Here is a 21,867-nt window from a genome sequence, read left to right as displayed (position 1 = left end):
CGGTCGCAAAATCAGTTGTGATCACTGATTCATAACAGGATGGCTTTTTTGAAGCGGCGCCGCAAGAAAATCAGCCTGCGATCAAGGACGTTTGATCAGTTGACGCGCTCGATGCAGAAATCGATCACTTCCATCAGGGCAGATTTCCAGGCCGTATCGGGGAGCGGTGCAAGCGCGTCTCGGGCGATCGTGCCGTAATGGATCGCCCGGCCGATCGTGTCGCTGAGCGTGCCGTATTTGGTGATCAGTCCCAGCGCTTTTTCCAGGTTGGCGTCGGTGCTGTTGCCGGCTTCGATCGCATCGCGCCAGAAGGCGCGCTCGTCCTCGGTGCCGCGGCGATAGGCGAGGATGACCGGCAGGGTGATCTTGCCCTCGCGGAAATCGTCGCCGACATTCTTGCCGAGATCGGCCGCCTTGCCGCCATAGTCGAGCGCGTCGTCGACGAGCTGGAAAGCCAGTCCGAGATTCATGCCGTAGGACTTCAGCGCGTTGCGGCCGGATTTGCCGGCCTCGGCGACAATCGGCCCGACTTCGGCGGCGGCGGCAAAAAGCGCCGCCGTCTTGGCGCGGATGACGGCGAGATAATCGTCCTCCGTTGTCTCCATGTTCTTGGCGACGGAAAGCTGCAGCACCTCGCCCTCGGCGATCACGCAGGCGGCCGAGGACAGCACGTCGAGCGCATCGAGCGAGCCGACTTCGACCATCATGCGGAAGGCCTGGCCGAGCAGGAAGTCGCCGACCAGTACGCTTGCCTGGTTGCCCCAGATCATCCGCGCCGTCGATTTGCCGCGGCGCAGGTCGCTTTCGTCGACGACGTCGTCATGCAGCAGCGTTGCGGTGTGCATGAATTCGACCGAGGTCGCGAGTTTGACGTGATTATCGCCTCTGTAGTCGAACAGCGAGGCGGCAGCCAGCGTCAGCATTGGCCGCAGCCGCTTGCCGCCTGATGAGATCAGATGGTTCGCCACCTCAGGGATCATCTGCACGTCGGAGCCGGCCTTGGACAGAATGAGCTGGTTCACTCGCTCCATATCAACCCTGGTGAGATCGACCAATGGCTTGATGGATGCCAGTTTGTTTTTGCTTTCTTCAAGCGGTATGACCACGCCCAACGACCCGGACTCCTGTTCATTCATTGCACCTGACAATAGAAAGGGGCGATGGGCGCGGCAAGGGGTGAATTGTCGCGCTGAACGAAATTGGAAGGAAAACGACGGCAAATGCATGAGCTTATCCGCGCCAACGACCCCGTTCTGCTCTCCTTTGCCGAAAGTTTGATGAAGGATGCGGGGATTCACTGCTTTATCGCCGACCAGGGCATGAGCGTGCTGGAAGGCTCGCTCGGCATGCTGCCGCGCCGCCTGCTGGTGGATGAGGAGATGGCCGATCAGGCGCGCCGCATCCTCATCGATGCCGGTCTCGGCGGCGAACTGCGCGACAGGACGTGAGCCTGCGATGACCGGGGAACCCACTGACACCGTCGATGCCTTCCATCGCGGCGCCTTCCATCTGGTGCAGCCGAAGGGCAGGGGCCATCGCTCCGGCATGGATGCGATGCTGCTGGCCGCCCTCGTCGCCGACGACCGCCCGGTCAGGGTCGCCGATCTCGGCGCCGGCGCCGGGGCTGCCGGCCTCGCCGTCGCCTCGCGCCTTGCCGATGCGGAGGTGGTGCTGTTCGAGCGCTCGGCCGAGATGGCCGATTATGCCCGCCGCAGCATCCTGCTGCCTGAGAATGCCCACATCGCGGGCCGCGTCAGCGTCGTCGAGGCCGATGTGACGCTGACCGCCAAGGCGCGCAACGATGCCGGCCTCATCGATGAAAGCTTCCACCACGTCATCATGAACCCGCCTTTCAACGATGCCGGCGACCGGCGCACGCCGGATGCGCTGAAGGCCGAAGCCCATGCGATGACCGATGGCCTGTTCGAAAGCTGGATCCGCACGGCCGGCGCCATCATGATCCCGGGCGGGCAATTGTCGCTGATCGCCAGGCCCCAGTCGATCGCCGAGATCATCGATGCCTGCGGCCGGCGCTTCGGCGGCATCGAAATCACCGCCATCCATCCGCGCCCGGGTGAAAACGCCGTCCGTATCCTGGTGACAGCGATCAAGGGATCGCGGGCGCGGCTGTCGCTGCGGGCGGCCCTGATCATGCACGAAGAGGGGAGCCACAAGTTCTCCCCTCTCGTCGATGATTTCAACAATGGCCGGGCGGCTTACGCCAGGCTTTAATTTATCGCGCAATTCCGGACGGAAAACCGCATCGCACTTTTCCTGGAATTGCTTCAGCCGGTGACGAAGTCGAAGAGCAGCTTGACGTTCAGCCCGGCGATGACGACCGCGATCAGATAAGCGATGCCGCTCAGCCAGCGTGGCGCCACCAGTTCGCCCATCTTGGCCTTGCTGGCGGTGAACATCACAAGCGGGAAGACCGCGAAGGAAAGCTGCAGGCTGAGCACCACCTGTGTCAGGATCAAAAGCTGCGCCGTGCCCTGGTCGCCGTACCAGATGGTGACGATCGCCGCCGGCACGATGGCGATGGCCCGGGTGATCAGGCGGCGTATCCACGGCTTCAGCCTGATCTTGAGGAAGCCTTCCATGACGATCTGACCGGCCAGCGTCGCCGTCACCGTCGAGTTGAGGCCGCAGCAGAGAAGCGCAATGCCGAACAGCGTCGGCGCGATCGCCAGGCCGAGCAGCGGCGCCAGCAGCGAATGCGCCTCGCCGAGTTCGACGACATCGGTCTTCCCATGCGCATTGAAGGCGGCCGCTGCCAGGATCAGGATCGAGGCGTTGATCAGCAGCGCAAAGCACAGCGCCACCGTCGAGTCGATCGTCGCAAAGGTCAGCGCCTCCTTCTTCTCAGGGATCGTATGGCCATAGGCGCGCGTCTGCACGATGCCGGAATGGAGGTAGAGATTGTGCGGCATGACTGTGGCGCCGAGAATGCCGAGCGCCAGATAGAGCATCTCCGGGTTGGTCACGATCTCGGTGGTCGGGAAGAAGCCGGTCAGGACGGCGCCCCATTGCGGATCGGCAAGCAGGATCTGCACGCCGAAGCAGACCGCGATGACGCCGAGCAGCGCGATGATGAAGGCCTCCACCCAGCGGAAACCGAGCTTCTGCAGGAAGAGGATCACGAAGACGTCGAGCGCGGTGATCAGCACGCCGAGTTCGAGCGGAATGCCCATCAACAGGTTGAGGCCGATCGCCGTGCCGATCACCTCGGCGATGTCGGTGGCGATGATGGCGATCTCGGCAAAGGCCCAGAGCGGCACCGAGACATATTTTGGGAAGGCGTCGCGGCAGGCCTGCGCGAGGTCGCGGCCCGACGCGATCGCCAGACGCGCGCAGAGCGATTGCAGCACGATCGCCATCAGGTTGGAAAGCAGCGCGACGGTCAGCAGCGCATAGCCGAATTTCGAGCCGCCGGCGAGCGAGGTCGCCCAGTTGCCGGGGTCCATATAGCCGACGGCGACCATGTAGCCCGGCCCGGCAAAGGCTGCCGCCCGCCGCCATACCGAGCTGTGACGCCCCGTTCCGACGGTGCGGTAGACATCCGATAGCGATGCCTCGCCGCGTTCGTGCCGCCAGCCGCTTCTTGCATTCGGGTTTAGGGCGTCCATGCGTTTTCCACCTGTTTGTCGTGAGCGTCAATATGACGGATTAGAATGATAATGCAAGTCATTCGCAACAAGAAAATCAAACTGCATGTTTTCGAGAACGCGGCCATTGCGTTTGTCGTTCCAGCGCATACATGGATGCCGATCGCGATTGACGATCGGACGACGCGAAGCGAAGGATTAGAGATGGCCGGATTGTTGAGAAAACTGCTGCCGAAACGGTTCCGCAAGGATGGCGTCACCATCCCGGTCGTCCGGCTGCAGGGCGCGATCATCAGCGGCGGCGGCCAGTTCCGGCCGGCTCTCAATCTCGCCAATGTCGCGCCGGTTCTGGAAAAGGCCTTCGCCATGAAGGACGCGCCGGCGGTTGCCATCTCCATCAATTCGCCGGGTGGCTCGCCGGTCCAGTCCCGGCTGATCTTCACCCGTATTCGGGAGCTTGCCCGCGAGAAGCAGAAGAAGGTGCTGGTCTTCGTCGAGGACGTCGCCGCTTCCGGCGGTTACATGATCGCCCTTGCCGGCGACGAGATCATCGCCGACGCCACCTCGATCGTCGGCTCGATCGGCGTCGTTTCCGGCGGTTTCGGTTTTCCCGAATTGCTGAAGAAGATCGGCGTCGAGCGCCGCGTTTATACCGCGGGTGAAAACAAGGTGATCCTCGATCCTTTCCAGCCGGAAAAGGAAAAGGACATCGAGTATCTGAAGAGCCTGCAGCTCGAAATCCACCAGGTCTTCATTTCGATGGTGCGCGAGCGCCGCGCCGGCAAGCTGGGGGACGATGCGGCGGTCTTCTCCGGCCTGTTCTGGAGCGGCACGCGCGGCCTCGAACTCGGCCTCATCGATGGCCTCGGCGACATGCGCCAGGAGTTGAAGCGGCGCTACGGCGGGAAGACCAAGCTGGAACTCGTCACCGCCGGCCGCGGCCTGCTCGGCCGCCGTATTCCAGGCGTGTCGCCGGTCTCGCTCGAAAGTGCGGCATCCGGTCTCGCGACGGGGCTTGTCGAAGCGGCCGAAGAGAGAGCATTGTGGAGCCGTTTCGGGCTTTAAGGAGGGCAGGAGAGGGGAATGGCGCAGCTTATCACGATCCTGGTCCTGGTCTTCTCAGCCTGGTGGCTCTACCGCCGCTTCGTCTCCGATGCCCGCAAACTCGCCGAAAAGTCGCGTCGCGCCGAAAAAGAGCGCCAGACCGGCGCGATCGGCACGCTGGTCAAGGATCCGGTGACGGGGGAATATCGGCTGAAGCGCGATGAGGAATAAGAGGCGTTACCACTGCGCCTGCCTTTCATTCGGCATCCGCTCCGGGCGCTCTGTGGGTCGGAAGCCCCCCTCTGCCCTGCGGGCCCGGTGTCGAGCCACGGGTCTCGACCCGTCCTTCGGACCCCCCACAGGTGGGGAGATCACAAGTGGCTTGGATTTCCCATCCCTCTACCGTTTCGTCGGGCTGCAACGCTGATTGTTTGGGGAAGCCGTTGCGCCCATCCGATCTCCCTCCTTGTGGGGGAGATGTCCGGCAGGACAGAGGGGGTATCACCCCGCAGCCACAAGAAGGAATTCCTCTTCCATGTCGGCATTCCACGCCCCTCCACTGCCGCAAAACTCTTGACCCCCGCCGCCCTCCATGGCACCTGTCGCGCCGATAATTCCCAAGCAATCGGTGCCGTTCGATGTCAGCTATCCCAGACCACATGAACCCGAAGCGCTCCTTCCAGGCGCTGATCCTGACCCTGCATAGCTACTGGGCGGACAAGGGTTGCGCGGTGCTGCAGCCCTACGACATGGAAGTCGGCGCCGGCACCTTTCACCCGGCCACGACGCTGCGCGCCCTCGGCCCCAAGCCGTGGAAGGCCGCCTACGTCCAGCCTTCCCGCCGCCCGTCGGACGGCCGTTATGGTGAGAACCCGAACCGGCTGCAGCATTATTACCAGTACCAGGTCATCCTGAAGCCGAATCCGTCCAATCTGCAGGAACTCTATCTCGGCTCGCTGGCCGCGATCGGTCTCGATCCCTTGCTGCACGATATCCGTTTCGTCGAGGACGACTGGGAAAGCCCGACGCTCGGCGCCTGGGGCCTCGGCTGGGAATGCTGGTGCGACGGCATGGAAGTCTCGCAGTTCACCTATTTCCAGCAGGTCTGCGGCATCGAATGCTCGCCGGTCGCAGGCGAATTGACCTACGGTCTCGAACGCTTGGCCATGTATGTCCAGGGCGTCGACAATGTCTACGACCTGAACTTCAACGGCCGCGAAGGCGACGAGAAGATCAGCTATGGCGACGTCTTCCTGCAGGCCGAGCAGGAATATTCACGCCATAATTTCGAATTCGCCAATACCGAGATGCTGCATCGCCATTTCGTCGATGCCGAGAAGGAATGCCGCGCGCTGCTCGATGCCGGCGCGCCCGGCGACAACGCCGACCAGCGCCTGCACAAATGCGTCTTCCCGGCCTATGACCAATGCATCAAGGCCAGCCACGTCTTCAACCTGCTCGACGCCCGCGGCGTCATCTCGGTCACCGAACGCCAAAGCTACATCCTGCGCGTACGCACGCTCGCCAAGGCCTGCGGCGAAGCCTTCCTGCTGACCGATGCCGGCGGCGTCAACTTGTCGAAAGAGGCGGCGTAAAAGCCTTCAGTTTGTTGGCAAGCCTCGCTCTCTACTCGGCATTGTGTCACCGTTGTCCGGTTAGCATCGATGGCTGCCTCTCACCTTTTCTGCCGATACGCAACTGTCGGCAATGCCGGCAGAAAGCTTAGCGGGAACGTTTCCCCAAGCTCCCTCATTCCTGTGCTCGTCACAGGAATCCAGCCACGGCGCGTCCGCGCCGTGAATGAATCAATACTTCAAACAAAAGAGTCTTTCGCGCCCAAAGACTTGGGCGCACTGGATTCCTGTGACAGGCACAGGAATGAGGGAGCAAGCGGCCACCGTGTTCGCTCCCTTTTGCCCTCCTGACAGCTGAGAGGGGTAGTGGTCTTGTCTCGAGCATCTGCCGCGCCTGCTGCAGATGCTGGGGCACCGAGCATGACGAAAGAGAAGTTGTGCTCCCGATTGGCTGATAAGCTCCCAGACGGACCAGTATTCATCAAAGTCTGATTGAAATCGGCCGAAGAACGACCGCACCAAGATGACTTTGTTATGCCGAATCACTAACGTGCAACCGATCAAATCGGGGAGCTGATCTGCATGTACGTGATACTCGCTATTATCGTTGTCATCGCACTCTACGTCGTCTTCATCTATAACGGCCTGGTTCGCGCGCGGCAGATGGCGGAAGAGGCCTGGTCGGGCATCGACGTCCAGCTCAAGCGCCGCGCCGACCTGATCCCGAACCTGATCGAGACGGTCAAGGGTTATGCCGCCCATGAAAAGTCGACGCTCGAAGAGGTGGTTGAGCTCCGCAACAAGGCGCAGGCCGTTCCATCAGGTGATGTCGCCGGCAGGGCGCAGGCGGAAGGTCTGCTCGGCCAGGCGCTCGGCCGCGTCATCGCGCTCGCCGAGGCCTATCCCGATCTCAAGGCCAACCAGAACTTTGCCGAGCTGCAGGCCTCGCTGGAGACCATGGAAGGCGAGCTGCAGATGGCGCGGCGCTATTACAATGGTGCGGCCCGAGACCTGAACGTCAAGGTCGAAAGCTTCCCGTCCAATCTCGTCGCCGGCCAGTTCGGTTTTGCCAAGCGGGAATATTTCGAAATCACCAACGAAGCCGACCGCGCCGTCCCCACCGTAAAATTCTGACGATCCGGCATTTTGCCTTTGCCAGAAAGCGATTAAGAGCAAGGGCAGATTTGCGGCCGGCAAGGGTCGTCTCATGGACGGAAGACATAGCATGAAAAGCACAGCCAAACTCACGATCATCCCGCCGAGCAAGCCGCTTTCGGGCCGCGCCATGCCGCCGGGTTCCAAATCGATCACCAACCGCGCGCTGCTGCTCGCCGGCCTTGCCAAAGGCACGAGCCGGCTGACGGGCGCGCTGAAGAGCGACGATACGCGGTATATGGCCGACGCGCTGCGTGCCATGGGTGTTGCGATCGACGAGCCCGATGACACCACCTTCGTCGTCACCGGCAGCGGCAGGCTCAAGCCGCCCAAGGCGCCGCTCTTCCTCGGCAATGCCGGCACGGCGACACGCTTCCTGACGGCCGCCGCCGCCCTGGTCGACGGCACCGTCATCGTCGATGGCGACGAACATATGCGCACGCGCCCGATCGGCCCGCTGGTCGAGGCGATCCGCACGCTCGGCATCGACGTCACCGCCGAGACCGGCTGCCCGCCGGTCACCGTCAGGGGCACCGGCCGCTTCCAGGCCGACCGCATCCGCATCGACGGCGGCCTCTCCAGCCAGTATGTCTCGGCGCTGCTGATGATGGCGGCCGGCGGCGACCGGCCTGTCGATATCGAACTCGTCGGCGAGGATATCGGCGCGCTCGGTTATATCGATCTCACCACGGCGGCGATGAAGGCCTTCGGCGCCAAGGTTGAGAAGACCAGCCCGGTCACCTGGCGCGTCGAGCCGACAGGTTACACCGCCGCCGATTTCATCGTCGAGCCCGACGCCTCGGCTGCGACCTATCTCTGGGCCGCCGAAGTCCTGACCGGCGGCGCGATCGATCTCGGCGTCCCGGCCGACGTCTTCTCGCAACCGGATGCGCGCGCCTATGACGTGATCGCCAAGTTTCCGCATCTGCCGGCCGAGATTGACGGCTCGCAGATGCAGGATGCCGTTCCGACGCTGGCCGTGCTGGCCGCCTTCAACCAGACGCCGGTTCGCTTCGTCGGCATCGCCAACCTGCGCGTCAAGGAATGCGATCGCATCCGGGCGCTGTCCACCGGCCTCAACCGCATCGTTTCGGGGCTTGCCCGCGAAGAGGGCGACGATCTGATCGTGAGCTCCGATCCAGCCCTTGCGGGCAAACGCCTGCCCGCCGAGATCGACAGCTTCGCCGATCATCGCATCGCCATGAGTTTCGCGCTCGCCGGGTTGAAGATCGACGGCATCACCATTCTCGATCCCGATTGCGTCGGCAAAACCTTCCCGGCGTATTGGCGCACACTCGCCGCCCTCGGCGTGACATATCAGGACAACGATTGACGGAAACGCAGCCGAGGCTGCCGGCGGGGAGACTGGGATGGGGCGTCGGCTTTTCGGATTTTGTGTTGCACTGCTATTGATGCTTGCCGCTCCGGCTGCCTTTGCCGCCGAGGTGATCGACAGTTTCGCCTCCGACATCGCGCTCGAAAAGAGCGGTGCGATGACGGTGACGGAAACGGTCACCGTCGATGCCGAGGGCAACAGGATCAACCACGGCATCTTCCGTGACTTCCCGCTCTATTTCACCGATGCCTCAGGCCGTCGCCGCAGCGTCGATTTCGATATGGTGTCGGTGAAGCGCGACGGTGCTGACGAGCCTTGGCATACGGAATCGATCTCGGGCGGCATCCGCATCTATGCCGGTTCTGCCGATGTGACGGTGACGCCGGGTCGCCATCGCTACATCTTCACCTACAGGACCAACCGCCAGATCCGCTATTTCGACGATCATGACGAACTCTATTGGAACGTCACCGGCAATGGCTGGATCTTCCCGATCGACTCGGCGACGGCGACGGTGACGCTGCCGCCCGGCGTCGGCGCGACCGAGACGACCTTCTTCACCGGCCGGCAAGGCGCAACTGGAAAGAACGCCCGCGTCAGCGAGGCCGGCGCCGGCCTGGTCTTTTCCACCACCGCGCCTCTTGGCCCTAACGAAGGCCTGACTTTCGCGATCCGCATGCCGAAGGGCTCGATCGATCCCCCGAGCGAGGAGATAGAAAGCACCTGGTGGCTGAAGGACAACCGCGATTATTTCATCGGCTTCGGCGGCCTGATCCTGGTTTTCGCCTACTATCTCAGATCATGGCTGAAGGTCGGCCGCGATCCCGCCCGCGGCGTCGTCGTGCCGCGCTGGGACGCGCCTGACGGCATCTCGCCGGCGCTGGTCAATTATATCGACAATAAGGGCTTCTCCGGCGAGGGCTGGACGGCGCTTTCCGCCACCGCCCTCAATCTGGCGGTCCGCGGTTACGTCAAACTCGAAGACCTGACGAATTCGATCGTCATGCGCGGCACCGGCAAAGCGCTCGGCAAGGAGAAATTCCAAGCCGGCGAGATCGAACTGCTGAAAGTCGCCGGCGGCGCGGGCCAGACGCTGACGATCGACAAGGCCAATGGCGAACGGGTGAAATCCGTCGGCCAGACCTTCCGTTCGGCGATCGAGAAGGAGCACCGCGGCAAATATTACAATTCCAACCTCGGCTATACCGCAGGCGGTATCGCGCTAAGCGCCGCCGCCCTGGTGGCGCTGTTCGTCTTTGGGTCGCTGGAGCCCGACACGATCGCGCTGATGCTCATCCCGATCGCCATCTCGGTCTTCGTCGCCGTGTTCGTCGCCGGGCTCGTCCGCTCGCTGCATCGCGGTAGGTCACTGTTCGGCAAGATCATCGCCATCATTGCCACGGCGATCGGCGTTTTCGTCGGCATCAGCATCCTGGCGACCGTGGTGCTGGCGCTCGCCTCGTCGCTGGTGAAACTGCACGAGACGCCGATGCTCTTTGCGGTCGGCGGCATCGTGCTTTTGAATATCCTTTATTTCTTCATCATGGGCGCGCCGACGCCGCTCGGCGCCAAGATGATGGACGGCATAGACGGGTTGCGGCAATATCTGACGCTGGCCGAAAAAGACCGGATGAACACGGCAGGCGCCCCACAAATGTCGCCGCAGCATTTCGAGACGCTGCTGCCCTATGCAGTGGCGCTCGGCGTCGAAAAACCCTGGTCGCGCACCTTCGAAACCTGGCTTGCGGCCGCCGCTGCCGGCGCGGCTGCGGCCTATGCGCCCGCCTGGTATTCCGGCAACTTCAACAGCGGCAGTTTCTCCGACCGTGTCGGCGGTTTCTCCTCGTCGATGGCCTCGACCATCGCGTCGACCATACCCTCGCCGCCGCCCTCGAGTTCGTCCTCCGGTTTTTCCGGTGGCGGCTCGTCCGGCGGCGGTGGTGGAGGCGGGGGAGGCGGCGGCTGGTAAGCTTTCCCGCTTGACCTTTTTGCCCTTGGCCCTTAACCGCCAGGGGCAAAAGGAAAGGGTTGCGCATGAAGGTTCTGTTGATCGGATCAGGCGGACGCGAGCATGCGCTCGCCTGGAAGCTGGCGCAATCGCCGTTGATGAGCGAATTCTACGCCGCCCCCGGCAATCCCGGCATTGGCGAACATGCCGTCCTGGTGCCCATCGACATCGAGGATCATGAAGCGGTCGCGGCCTTCTGCAAGGACAAGGCGATCGATTTCGTCGTCGTCGGCCCCGAGGCGCCGCTGGTGGCCGGCCTCGCCGACCGGCTGCGCGCCGATGGCCTTGTGGTTTTCGGTCCTTCCGCCGCTGCGGCCCAGCTCGAAGGCTCCAAGGGCTTCACCAAGGATATCTGCGCCCGCTACGGCATTCCCACAGGCGCCTACCAGCGCTTCAACAATGCGCCGAAGGCGAAAGCCTATATTCGCGCCCTGGGCGCGCCAATCGTCGTCAAGGCCGATGGTCTTGCCGCCGGCAAGGGCGTGACGGTGGCGATGACGCTGGATGAGGCGCTAGATGCCGTCGATGACTGCTTCGAGGGCGCCTTTGGCGCGGCCGGCGCCGAAGTCGTCGTCGAAGCCTATCTCGACGGCGAGGAGGCGAGCTTCTTCTGCCTCTGCGATGGAAAACACGCGCTGCCGCTCGCAACCGCCCAGGACCACAAGCGGGTGGGCGAGGGCGATACCGGCGTCAATACCGGCGGCATGGGCGCCTATTCGCCGGCGCCCGTCATGACCGCCGAAATGGTCGAGCGCACCATGAAGGAGATCATCGAGCCGACGATGCGCGGCATGGCCGAGAGCGGTCATCCCTTCTCCGGCGTGTTTTTCGCCGGGCTGATGATCACTGAAAAGGGGCCGGAGCTGATCGAATACAATGTGCGCTTCGGCGATCCCGAATGCCAGGTGATGATGATGCGGTTGAAGAGCGATCTGCTGCCGCTGCTGCTTGCCACCGCCAACGGCACGCTCGATCAGGCAACCGCCGAATGGAACGACGATCCGGCCCTGACCGTGGTCATGGCTTCCAAGGGTTATCCCGCCGCCTACGAGAAGAACACGCCGATCCTCTCGCTGCCGGATGCGGGCGAGGGCGAGAAGGTGTTTCATGCCGGCACGGCTCTGAAGGACGGTGCGCTGGTTGCGACCGGCGGCCGCGTGCTCAACGTCACCGCCACGGGCTGCACGGTCGCCGAGGCCAAGGACCGCGCCTACGCGCTGCTCGACAGGGTGAGATGGGAAAACGGCTTCTGCCGGCGCGACATCGGCTGGCGGGCGATCGAGCGCGAAAAAGCCTGAGATACAGTATAAACCACCGCATTCTATAAATTTTTACCCTTTCCCCTGACGGGATGGAAACAAAGCTCCGTTATACCGCTCCTACGGTAAGACGGAGGTGCGTTGATGCGTCAGATTTTCCTCGGTGCGGCAATCCTGCTGATGGCAGGCTCGGCAATGGCGTCCTCGATAGAGGTGGTCGGCAAGACTGCTCCGCGCGCTGAAGGCAGCATCGTCACCGAAAGCTGTGCCGATTGCCCGCCGCTCCAGGCCGAGCTGACCAAGAAGGACTATACGGTGCCCGAGCTGAAGCCCGGCGTCCTCCAGGCGAGCGAGATTCGTGATGTCGGCGGCGAAAAGAAGATCTACCGCACCGAAGGCTGGATGGGCGGCTCGCCCGTCGTCTTCGTCAGCAAGGCGACCCCGGAAGCGATGGTGGCGGCAGCACCTACCGCCCCGGCTGCCGACGGCATCGACATGAGTGCGACGACCGCGGCCGTCATCGGCGGCGACGCCAGGCCTGTTGTAGCCGGCATGACCGAACAGCCGGCAGCCCTCAACGTTTCCGAATTCAAGCTGCGCTTTTAGAAAGTTCCCTGCCCCCGCCTGATCAAGGTTTCGATCGTTTGGGGGTCCACCGCAGGTGGGCCGAATGCACCCTCGATGAGCAGCGGGGGTGCATTCATGTTTTGATGGGCCGGGCTGCGCTGTATAACTTGACCCCTTGATTTTTAGGGAAATCTGCATCGCTTTTAATAAAGTTAAAGCTTTTTTATAAGGTAGGCATCAATTGTTGCTCACCGGTCGCAGCATGTTGTTTTAGCAGCGGTAGACGTGCCGCCTTGTTTGGCGCGCTCGCACAGGCGGTAGAAAACCGCACCGGAATGCAGCCATTCATTCCCCGTTGCGAGGCGTAATGAAAAATTTGAAGATATCGAAGCAGCTCATACTGCTGGTCGTCGGCTTGATGATTGCCTTTGCGATCGCCACGTCCCTGCAGATCCGCTCCTCGGTCGATGCGATCTACAAGGAGCGTTACGACATGCTCCGCGCCGAGGTTCAATCGGCGGTGTCCGTTCTCAAGCTTTACCAGGCCAAGGTTACCGCGGGCGAAATGACGCTCGAGGATGCCCAGAAGCAGGCCTATGCCACCGTCAACGGGATGAAATACGATCCCGACGGCTATTTCTTCGGCTATAGCTACGACGTCCAGATGATATTCCACTACGATGCCGCGAAAGTCGGGCAGATCAACAAGGGCCAGCCGGACAGCAAAGGCAAGCTCTATCGCGATGAGCTGGTCAAGCTCGGGCAGCAGGGCGGCGGTCTGGTCGAATATTATTCCACGGTCAAACCGGGCCAGCCCGTTGGCGATTATCGCAAGACGGCCTATGGCCAGGCCTTCGATCCCTGGAAGGTCGTCGTCGTCACCGGCGTCTACATGGACGATCTCGATGCTCAGATAAACAGCACGATCCTCACTGCGCTCTCCGGCAGCATCGTCCTGTTCTTCCTTGCCATGGCAGCCGCCTACGTCGTGATCCGCGGCATATCGGGACCTCTCAACAACGTCCATGCCGCCCTGAAGGCCGTCGCCGAAGAGGACGTTTCCATCGCCATCCCGCATATCGGCATGAACAACGAAGTCGGCATGATGGCCAAGGCGACGCAGTCGCTGCAGGAAAAGATCAGGGAACGCCATGCGATGTCGGATCGCGAGGCGGCCCAGCAGCTGGCGCTGGAAAACGAGCGCGAAAACAATCAGCGCCAGCAGCAGGATGAAACAGCGCTGCAGGCGCGTGTGGTGGCGACGATCGGCCAGGCGCTGGAGATGATCGCCCGCGGCGACCTCACCGTCCGCTGCGCCGATCTCGGCCAGAAATACGCCGCCCTGCGCGATAACTTCAACGATGCGCTGTCGCATCTCGAAGCCGCCATGGCCAAGGTCAGCGCCAAGGGCACCGACATCGGCACCAGCAAGGAAGAGATCCGCCGCGCCTCCAACGAGCTGTCGCAGCGCACCGAGCGCCAGGCCGCCAGCCTGGAAGAAACCTCGGCTGCTCTCGACGAACTCACCGTCGCCGTCCGTCAGACGGCCGATGGCGCCCATGAGGCGAGCAAGCGCGTCCACTCGGTCAGCACCGAAGCCAACCACAGCGACGCGATCGTCACCCAGGCGATCGAGGCGATGAGCGGCATCGAGAAGTCGTCGTCGGAGATCACCAAGATCATCGGCGTCATCGACGAGATCGCCTTCCAGACCAACCTGCTGGCGCTGAATGCCGGCGTCGAGGCAGCCCGCGCCGGTGAATCCGGCAAGGGTTTTGCCGTCGTCGCCCAGGAAGTCCGTGAACTCGCCCAGCGCTCCGCCGCGGCCGCCAAGGAGATCAAGGATCAGATCGCCCGCTCCTCCAGCCAGGTCGACCACGGCGTCCGTCTGGTCGGCGAGGCCGGCGAGGCGCTGAAGCGCATCTCCGATCAGATCAAGGCCGCCAACGAAATCGTCGCCAAGATCGCCCACAGCGCCTCCGAGCAGGATACGACGCTGCGCTCGATCTCCTCCTCGATGAACCAGCTCGACGCCGCCACCCAGCAGAACGCCGCCATGGCCGAGGAGACGACGGCATCGGCCGAAACGCTGGCCAGCGACACCGACGAGCTGATCGACCTCATCCGCGGCTTCCGCGTCAGCGGCGAAAGCGCTGCGCCGACCATGCATCAGGGTCGCCGCGCTGCTTAAACGGCGCGGGGACAATCAGAGTCTTTTTTCACCAGGTTTTTAGCGGCCGTCGGTTTCTCCGGCGGCCGTGCTGCTTTGGACGCAAGTCCTGGGTTGGTGTTCGAACCGACTAAGCCGGCGGCTGCCTAACAAATTCAAGCGAAGGGCTTGCGGCATGGATACTCGGGTCAAGCCCGAGTATGACGGAGGGTGGGGGATACGCGTGGCAAGAGGCGAGACGTCTGGAGCAATTCCTAGCAAAACGTGTCTAGCAGTTTTGACTGGGAACTACGCACACAACGAATTCCAACGAAACCACCACGACTTCGCTATTTAACGCACAGGCTCCCCACTCTCCGTCGTCCTCGGGCTTGACCCGAGGACCCATGGCCGCAAGCGCTGCGTTGGCGTTAAAGCATCCAGCCGAAGCCGAACATCACCCCGAAATCTTCGAGAAATCCGCCACCGTTCCCGTCGCCTCGCGGATCAGCCGCAGCAAAGCGAGGCGGTTGGCGCGGATGGCGGCGTCCTCGTCGTTGACCAGCACGTCTTCGAAGAAGCGGTCGACCGGACCACGCAGCTTGGAGAGCGCTTCCATTGCCGAGCGGAAATCCTCGCCGGCGACGGCGTCCGACGCGTCCTTCGCGGCGCTGGATATTGCGGCGAACAGCTCCTTTTCGGCATCGAGCTTCAGCAGCGCCGGCGAAACGCCGTCGGCGATCACGGTGCCCTTCTTTTCCTCGGCGGCAAGCAGCTGCGTTGCGCGCTTGGTGCCGGAAAGCAGGTTCTTGCCATCTTCCGAGGTGATGAAGGCGGTCAGCGCTTCGACGCGGCGCGCCACCATCAGCAGGTCGTCGGCATCCGCCGTCAGCACCGCGTCGATCAGGTCGTGGCGGGCGCCCTGGTCGCGCAGATAGACCTTGAGACGGTCGTGGAAGAAGGAGAGCAGGTCGATATCCCTGGTCGTCGCCAGCAGCGGCAGGCGGATCCTTCGCTCCAAGAGGATCCTGACGACACCGAGTGCTGCCCGCCGCAGCGCGAACGGATCTTTCGAGCCGGTCGGCTTTTCATCGACCGCCCAGAAACCGATCAGCGTATCGAGCTTGTCGGCAAGCGCGACGGTGATCGCCACTCTGTCCTCCGGCACGCGGTCCGACGGACCCTGCGGCTTGTAGTGGTCTTCGATCGCGGCGGCAACGGAGGCGTGCTCGCCCTGCAGCACCGCATATTTACGGCCCATCAAGCCCTGTAGTTCCGGGAATTCGCCGACCGCTTCGGTGCGCAGATCGGCCTTGGCCAGCACGGCGGCACGATTGACGAGAGCCGCATCCGCGCCGGTGATCTTTGCCAACTCCCCAGCCAGCGCCCGGATGCGGGCGACGCGCGCCCCCTGCGTGCCGAGCTTGGCGTGGAACGTCACATCGAGCGCATCGAGCTTGGCCATGCGCTGGTCGAGCGGCTTGTTCAGGTCGAGGCCGAACTTTGCCGCCGAGGCCGTCAGTATTTCGAGATCCGGCAGGTTGCCCTGGTCGCGCTTCCAGAAATGCAGTGCGTCCGAAAGCCTCGCCCGCACCACCTTGCCGTTGCCATGGACGATTTCCTTGCCGCCGTCGCTCGCCTGGATATTGGAAATCAGGATGAATTTGTTCGACAGCGTCTCTTCACCCTGTTTGCGGGTGACGAAGCACTTCTGGTTGGTCTTGATCGTCAGCCGGATGATTTCCGAGGGGATCGAGAGATAATCCTCCTCGAAACTGCCCATCAGCACCTGCGGCCATTCGACCAGGCCGGAGACTTCCTCCAGCAGGCCTTCGTCTTCCACCAGCTCCAGCCCATTGGCAAAGGCGATGTCGCGGGCGTCGTGCAGGATGATGTCCTTGCGCCGCTCGGCATCGAGAATGACCTTGGCCTTTTCGAGGTTCGCCGCATAATCGTCGAAGCGCCGCACGGTGATCGCCTCGGGCGCATGGAAACGGTGGCCGTAGGTGATATTGGAAGCGGTGATGCCGTCGATCTCGAAGGGGATGACGACGGTCTCCTCATGCTCCGGGCCGAAGGTGCAGACGATCGATTGCAGCGGCCGCACCCAGCGCAGCGCACCGGGCTTGGAGGAGGCCTTGCCCCAGCGCATCGATTTCGGCCAGGGAAAATCGCGGATGATGCCGGGCATGACAGCGGTGACGATTTCTTCGGTCGCGCGGCCGGGCCTGGAGATGACCGCGACGTAGAAATCGCCCTTCTTCGGATCGCTCACCACCTGCGCCTCGGAGACCGAAGACAGCCCGGCGCCGCGCAGAAAACCTTCGATCGCCTTCTCGTTGGCGTCGGTGCGCGGCCCCTTGCGCTCCTCGCGCACATCGGCCGAGCGCGCCGTCAGGCCATGAATGTCGAGCGCCAGCCGCCGCGGCGTCCAGTATTCGCGCGCGCCCTCATAGGACAGGCCGGCTTCGACAAGCGCATCGGTGACGAGCTTCTTCAGGTCGCCGGCAGCCTTGCGCTGCATGCGGGCCGGAATCTCTTCGGAGCGGAGTTCGAGAAGAAGGTTTGGCATGTCAATCTTTATCCTTGCGCCCGCGGGCAGGGCGATCCAAAAACGTTGCTTCTGCTATCAAAGAATGCCGCATCTGCACAACCGCAAAAACGGAAGAGAGCGATGGGGGTGGGGCGACCACGCTAATGGTCCCCCGATCCAATAACTTCCGCTGTGGAAACCACAGTCGGGCATTGCCTTGCCGCTTTTCGCCGCTATGGTCCCGCAACTTTCGTCGACATAGGAAATCCCATGGCCGCAGACCTCCGTTTCCTCGCAGCCCGCATCTCCGCCGAAATCAACGCCCGGCCCGACCAGGCCAAAGCCGCCATCGAACTGCTCGACGAGGGCGCCACCGTGCCGTTCATCGCCCGCTACCGCAAGGAAGTGACGGGCGGGCTTGATGATACGCAGCTGCGCAATCTCGCCGAGCGGCTGGTCTATCTGCGCGAACTCGAAGCCAGGCGTGATGCGATCGTCGAATCGATCACCGGCCAGGGCAAGATGACCGACGAGCTGATGGCCAAGGTCTCCGGCGCCGCAACCAAGGCCGAGCTCGAAGATCTCTATCTGCCCTATAAGCCGAAGCGCCGCACGCGGGCCGAAATCGCCCGTGAACGCGGCCTCGGCCCGCTTGCCGAGGCGATCCTCACCGAGCGCGGCCGGGAGCCGGCGGTGCTCGCCGAAGGCTTCATCACGGCAGATGTGGCCGATGTGAAGACGGCGCTCGAAGGCGCGCGCGACATCGTCGCCGAAGGTTTTGCCGAAAATGCCGATCTGCTCGGCAGATTGCGCGCCCATATGCGCCAGGCCTCGCTGCTGAAGGCCCGGGTCGTCGACGGCAAGCAGGCGACGGGCGAGAAGTTTTCCGATTATTTCGACCATTCCGAACGCTGGGCGACTGCACCCGGCCACCGCGCGCTCGCCATGCTGCGCGGCTGGAACGAGGAGGTGCTGACGCTGACGATCGAGGCCGACGCCGAGACCGCCTCTCCGAACAAGCCGGTCGAACGCATGATCGCCGCCGCCTATGAGATCGGTGCGAGCCGCCCCGGCGACCGCTGGCTGATGGAGGTCGCAAGCTGGACCTGGCGCGTGAAGCTGTCCATGTCGCTCTCGCTCGACCTGATGCGGGAATTGCGCGAAAGGGCCGAAGAGGAGGCGATCCATGTCTTCGCCCGCAATCTCAAGGATCTGCTGCTCGCAGCACCGGCCGGTTCGCGCGCGACCATGGGTCTCGATCCCGGCATTCGCACCGGCGTCAAGGTCGCCGTCGTCGACGGCACCGGCAAAGTGATTGCGACTTCGACCGTTTATCCCTTCCAGCCGCGCAACGACGTGCGCGGCGCCCAGGTCGAGCTCGCATCGCTGGTCCGCAAGCACAATGTCGAGCTGATCTCGATCGGCAACGGCACCGGCAGCCGCGAAACCGAAAAGCTGGTGGCCGACATGCTGGCCGAGTTGCCGGCGCCGAAGCCGACCAAGGTGATCGTCTCGGAAGCCGGCGCCTCGGTCTATTCCGCCTCGGCGACCGCAGCGGCCGAGTTTCCCGATCTCGACGTGTCCTTGCGCGGCGCCGTCTCCATCGCCCGGCGCCTGCAGGATCCGCTGGCTGAACTCGTCAAGATCGAGCCGAAGTCGATCGGCGTCGGCCAGTATCAGCACGATGTCGACCAGCAGAAGCTGTCGCGTTCGCTCGATGCCGTCGTGGAAGATGCAGTGAACGCCGTCGGCGTCGATTTGAACACCGCCTCTGCGCCGCTGCTGTCCCGCGTCTCCGGCCTCGGCCCGTCGATCGCCGACGCCATCGTCCGCCACCGCGACAGCGAGGGCCGTTTCGAGACGCGAAAGGATCTGCTGAAGGTCGCCCGCCTCGGCGGCCGCACCTTCGAGCAATGCGCCGGCTTCCTGCGCATCCCCAACGGCAAGGAGCCGCTCGATGCCTCCTCGGTGCATCCGGAGGCCTATGGCGTCGCCAAGAAGATCGTCGCCGCCTGCGGCCGCGATCTGCGCGCTCTGATGGGCGACAGCGCCGTGCTGAAATCGGTCGATCCGCGTCAGTTCATCGACGAGAAATTCGGCCTGCCGACGGTCCGGGACATCATCGCCGAGCTGGAAAAGCCCGGCCGCGACCCGCGTCCGAGCTTCAAGACCGCGACCTTCGCCGAGGGCGTCAACGAAATTTCCGACCTCAAGCCCGGCATGATGCTGGAAGGCACGGTGACCAATGTCGCCGCCTTCGGCGCCTTCGTCGATATCGGCGTGCATCAGGACGGACTGGTGCATGTGTCGCAGCTTGCCGATCGCTTCGTCAAGGATCCGCACGAGGTCGTCAAGGCGGGTGATGTCGTCAAGGTGCGGGTCGTCGAAGTCGACGCCAAGCGTAAGCGCATCGCTCTGTCGATGAAGCGCGATGACGGTTCTTCTGCACCTCCACCGCGTGGTGATTCTCGCGGCAATCAGGGGTCCAGGCCGCAGAGCGAGCGCCGGCCGGCGGCTGCCAAACCGGAGAGCCAGGGCGCCTTCGGCGCCGCCCTTGCCGAAGCCATGAAGCGAAAATAAGGGCTTAGCCGGCATATCGGCAAAAATGCAACAGTTTGGCCGCGTTATTTCAACAGTGCTAAATCCGGCGCTTGTAAGGCGAAAGAGAGCTACTAAGTTGATGTGACCATTCTGTCACATTTGCGAGGCGTCCATGGCGTCGGCTTTCCTTTCGATCGTCCAGCAAATCATCCGCAAGGGTTCGTTGAAACTTACCCTTGCCAATGGCGACACCCACATCGTCGGCGACGGCAGCGGTGAAACCGTTGTCGCCCGCCTTGCCGATCAGGAGGCCGAGGACGCCATTCGCCGCGACCCGACGATGAAGCTCGGCGAAATGTACATGCAGGGCCGGTTCATTCTCGAACAGGGCAACATTTACGATTTCCTGTCGCTGGTGAAGCAGAACACCACCAACGAGATCTTCGATTTCAAGATGGCGGCACTGCTTCTCGGCCGCATTGCCTGGCAGCAGCTGAAGAGCCGCGTGCCGGTCAATCGCAACAAGCACAATGTCGCCCATCATTACGACCTGTCGGCCAAGCTCTTCAATCTTTTCCTCGACGACGACTGGCAATATTCCTGCGCCTATTTCGAGCCGCCGGGCATCGGTCTCGACGAGGCGCAGCTTGCCAAGAAACGCCATATCGCCGCCAAGCTTCTGCTTCAGCCCAACCAGCGCATCCTGGAGATCGGCTCCGGCTGGGGCGGCATGGGCATGTACCTGACGGAAGCGACGGAAGGCGCCGATTTCACCGGCATTACGCTCAGCGAAGAACAGCTCAAGGTCTCCCGTGCCCGCGCCGAAAAGCGCGGCCTTGCCGATCGCGTGCGTTTCGAGCTGCAGGACTATCGCAGCATGACCGGCAAAAAGTTCGACCGTATCGTCTCGGTCGGCATGTTCGAACATGTCGGGATCGGCAATTACGCCAACTTCTTCCGCAAGGTATCGGATCTCCTCGACGATAACGGTGTCATGGTGCTGCATTCGATCGGCCGCCCGAAGCCGAGCTTCGGCACCAACGCCTTCATCGAAAAGTATATTTTTCCCGGTGGCTACATCCCTTCCGTCGGCGAGGTCTTGCCGCCGCTTGAAAAGGCCGGGCTCCTGGTTAGGGATGTCGAAATCCTGCCGATGCATTATGCCTATACGCTGCGCCATTGGCGGGAGCGTTTCGTAGCGCGCAAGGCCGAAGCGGTGGCGCTATACGACGAGCAGTTCTTCCGCATGTGGGAATTCTACCTCGCTGGTTCCGAAATGGGCTTCCGCTGGGACGAACTCTTCATCCTGCAGATCCAGATCGCCAAGAACCAGTTTGCCGTTCCCGACAATCGCACTTACATCACGCGGAACGAAGCCAAGCTGCAGGAATTCGAGGCGAAGCGGCCCCCGCTCGAGAAGGTAACCTTCTGAGCGGCAGCGCTTGGGCCGGCCATAATGAAAGGGCATGCCGATGAGCAGTGCGTTTCCCGAGATCTACCTCGTCCGGCACGGTGAAACCGAGTGGAGCCGTTCCGGGCGCCATACCGGACGGACCGATATTCCGCTGACGGCAAACGGCGAGGCCGCCGCCGGCAAGCTGATCGAACGGCTTTCGGGCCTGACCTTCTCCGCCGTCTGGTCGAGCCCGTCCGCGCGGGCCCGCAGGACCTGCGTGCTCGCCGGCTTCGGATCGGACGCGGTCATCAGGGACGATCTCGCCGAATGGGACTACGGCGCCTATGAAGGCATCACCACCACCGAAATCCTGGCGAGCCGCCCCGGCTGGCAGCTCTTTCGCGACGGCTGCCCGAACGGCGAGTTCGCCGCCGATGTCGGCGCCCGCGCCGACGCCGTCATCCATGCACTTCGCCAAACGGCCGGCACCATCCTGATCTTCTCCAGCTCACATTTCCTGCGAGTGCTCGCCGCCCGCTGGCTCGGCTTGCCGCCGGAAGGCGGCGTGTATTTCTCGCTCGATACCACAAGCATCAGCGTGCTCGGCTACGAGCACGACCTGACGGAGCCGGTTATTCGCCGGTGGAACCAGAGATAGGGCAACAAATTCGATCGCTCGCGGCCACACGGCACACCATTC

17 protein-coding genes are annotated in these 21,867 nt (G+C 62.9%); 14 read left to right on the top strand and 3 right to left on the bottom strand.

Annotated features, from left to right (window positions below; genetic code table 11):
- Window positions 1-95: 95 nt before the first annotated feature.
- Entirely contained in the window at window positions 96-1,112 is a 1,017-nt protein-coding gene (locus tag CO667_RS16755) for a polyprenyl synthetase family protein (protein WP_097619423.1), read from the bottom strand.
- 108 nt (window positions 1,113-1,220) lie between these two features.
- On the opposite strand from CO667_RS16755, the gene CO667_RS16750 reads away from it, so the two are divergent.
- Window positions 1,221-1,448 carry a DUF2007 domain-containing protein gene (locus tag CO667_RS16750; protein ID WP_003569978.1) on the top strand — a complete coding sequence of 76 codons (228 nt, stop codon included), beginning with the start codon at window positions 1,221-1,223 and terminating at the stop codon, window positions 1,446-1,448.
- Window positions 1,449-1,455: 7 nt separating this feature from the next.
- Window positions 1,456-2,232, top strand: coding sequence for a methyltransferase (locus tag CO667_RS16745; protein ID WP_097619422.1), 777 nt, complete (start codon window positions 1,456-1,458; stop codon window positions 2,230-2,232).
- 53 nt (window positions 2,233-2,285) lie between these two features.
- Here CO667_RS16745 and CO667_RS16740 read toward each other — a convergent pair whose 3' ends face one another.
- Window positions 2,286-3,626 carry an Nramp family divalent metal transporter gene (locus CO667_RS16740; protein WP_097619421.1) on the bottom strand — a complete coding sequence of 447 codons (1,341 nt, stop codon included), beginning with the start codon at window positions 3,624-3,626 and terminating at the stop codon, window positions 2,286-2,288.
- Window positions 3,627-3,809: 183 nt separating this feature from the next.
- Here CO667_RS16740 and CO667_RS16735 point away from each other — a divergent pair, with 183 nt between their 5' ends.
- The 9 genes from CO667_RS16735 to CO667_RS16690 all read left to right on the top strand — a co-directional run bounded on the left by CO667_RS16735 (window position 3,810) and on the right by CO667_RS16690 (window position 14,739).
- On the top strand, window positions 3,810-4,670 hold the full coding sequence (locus tag CO667_RS16735; protein WP_097619444.1) for a S49 family peptidase: 861 nt from the start codon (window positions 3,810-3,812) through the stop codon (window positions 4,668-4,670).
- 18 nt (window positions 4,671-4,688) lie between these two features.
- Window positions 4,689-4,880 (top strand): hypothetical protein, encoded by a 192-nt coding sequence (locus tag CO667_RS16730; protein ID WP_003584596.1) that lies wholly within the window; start codon window positions 4,689-4,691, stop codon window positions 4,878-4,880.
- 407 nt (window positions 4,881-5,287) lie between these two features.
- Window positions 5,288-6,244 (top strand): glycine--tRNA ligase subunit alpha, encoded by a 957-nt coding sequence (locus CO667_RS16725; RefSeq protein WP_097619420.1) that lies wholly within the window; start codon window positions 5,288-5,290, stop codon window positions 6,242-6,244.
- A gap of 561 nt (window positions 6,245-6,805) precedes the next feature.
- Entirely contained in the window at window positions 6,806-7,357 is a 552-nt protein-coding gene (locus tag CO667_RS16715; RefSeq protein WP_097619418.1) for a LemA family protein, read from the top strand.
- A gap of 91 nt (window positions 7,358-7,448) precedes the next feature.
- Window positions 7,449-8,711, top strand: a complete 1,263-nt coding sequence (locus CO667_RS16710; RefSeq protein ID WP_097619417.1) for a 3-phosphoshikimate 1-carboxyvinyltransferase — start codon at window positions 7,449-7,451, stop codon at window positions 8,709-8,711.
- 37 nt (window positions 8,712-8,748) lie between these two features.
- The gene (locus CO667_RS16705; RefSeq protein WP_097619416.1) at window positions 8,749-10,683 is read left to right on the top strand and encodes a DUF2207 domain-containing protein; all 1,935 of its coding nucleotides are present in this window, start codon (window positions 8,749-8,751) and stop codon (window positions 10,681-10,683) included.
- A 65-nt stretch (window positions 10,684-10,748) separates the two neighbouring features.
- Complete coding sequence (gene purD / locus CO667_RS16700) at window positions 10,749-12,020, top strand: phosphoribosylamine--glycine ligase (RefSeq protein ID WP_097619415.1); 1,272 nt, start codon at window positions 10,749-10,751, stop codon at window positions 12,018-12,020.
- Between the two features lie 105 nt (window positions 12,021-12,125).
- Window positions 12,126-12,587 carry a plant virulence effector HPE1-like domain-containing protein gene (locus CO667_RS16695; protein WP_097619414.1) on the top strand — a complete coding sequence of 154 codons (462 nt, stop codon included), beginning with the start codon at window positions 12,126-12,128 and terminating at the stop codon, window positions 12,585-12,587.
- 328 nt (window positions 12,588-12,915) lie between these two features.
- Entirely contained in the window at window positions 12,916-14,739 is a 1,824-nt protein-coding gene (locus CO667_RS16690; RefSeq protein ID WP_097619413.1) for a methyl-accepting chemotaxis protein, read from the top strand.
- 415 nt (window positions 14,740-15,154) lie between these two features.
- On the opposite strand, the gene glyS is transcribed toward CO667_RS16690, so the two are convergent.
- Window positions 15,155-17,269 (bottom strand): glycine--tRNA ligase subunit beta, encoded by a 2,115-nt coding sequence (gene glyS, locus CO667_RS16685; RefSeq protein WP_097619412.1) that lies wholly within the window; start codon window positions 17,267-17,269, stop codon window positions 15,155-15,157.
- 231 nt (window positions 17,270-17,500) lie between these two features.
- On the opposite strand from glyS, the gene CO667_RS16680 reads away from it, so the two are divergent.
- The 3 genes from CO667_RS16680 (at window position 17,501) to CO667_RS16670 (ending at window position 21,825) form a co-directional block, all read left to right on the top strand.
- Window positions 17,501-19,810, top strand: a complete 2,310-nt coding sequence (locus CO667_RS16680) for a Tex family protein (protein ID WP_097619411.1) — start codon at window positions 17,501-17,503, stop codon at window positions 19,808-19,810.
- 133 nt (window positions 19,811-19,943) lie between these two features.
- Window positions 19,944-21,203, top strand: a complete 1,260-nt coding sequence (locus tag CO667_RS16675; RefSeq protein WP_097619410.1) for a cyclopropane-fatty-acyl-phospholipid synthase family protein — start codon at window positions 19,944-19,946, stop codon at window positions 21,201-21,203.
- 40 nt (window positions 21,204-21,243) lie between these two features.
- Window positions 21,244-21,825 carry a histidine phosphatase family protein gene (locus tag CO667_RS16670; RefSeq protein ID WP_097619443.1) on the top strand — a complete coding sequence of 194 codons (582 nt, stop codon included), beginning with the start codon at window positions 21,244-21,246 and terminating at the stop codon, window positions 21,823-21,825.
- The last annotated feature ends 42 nt before the right edge of the window (window positions 21,826-21,867 follow it).

The organism is Rhizobium sp. L43 (genome assembly GCF_002531725.1).
Classification (GTDB): Bacteria; Pseudomonadota; Alphaproteobacteria; order Rhizobiales; family Rhizobiaceae; genus Rhizobium.
The sequence above is the reverse complement of the archived record's forward strand: the minus strand, read 5'-3'. Positions and strand labels throughout refer to the sequence as shown.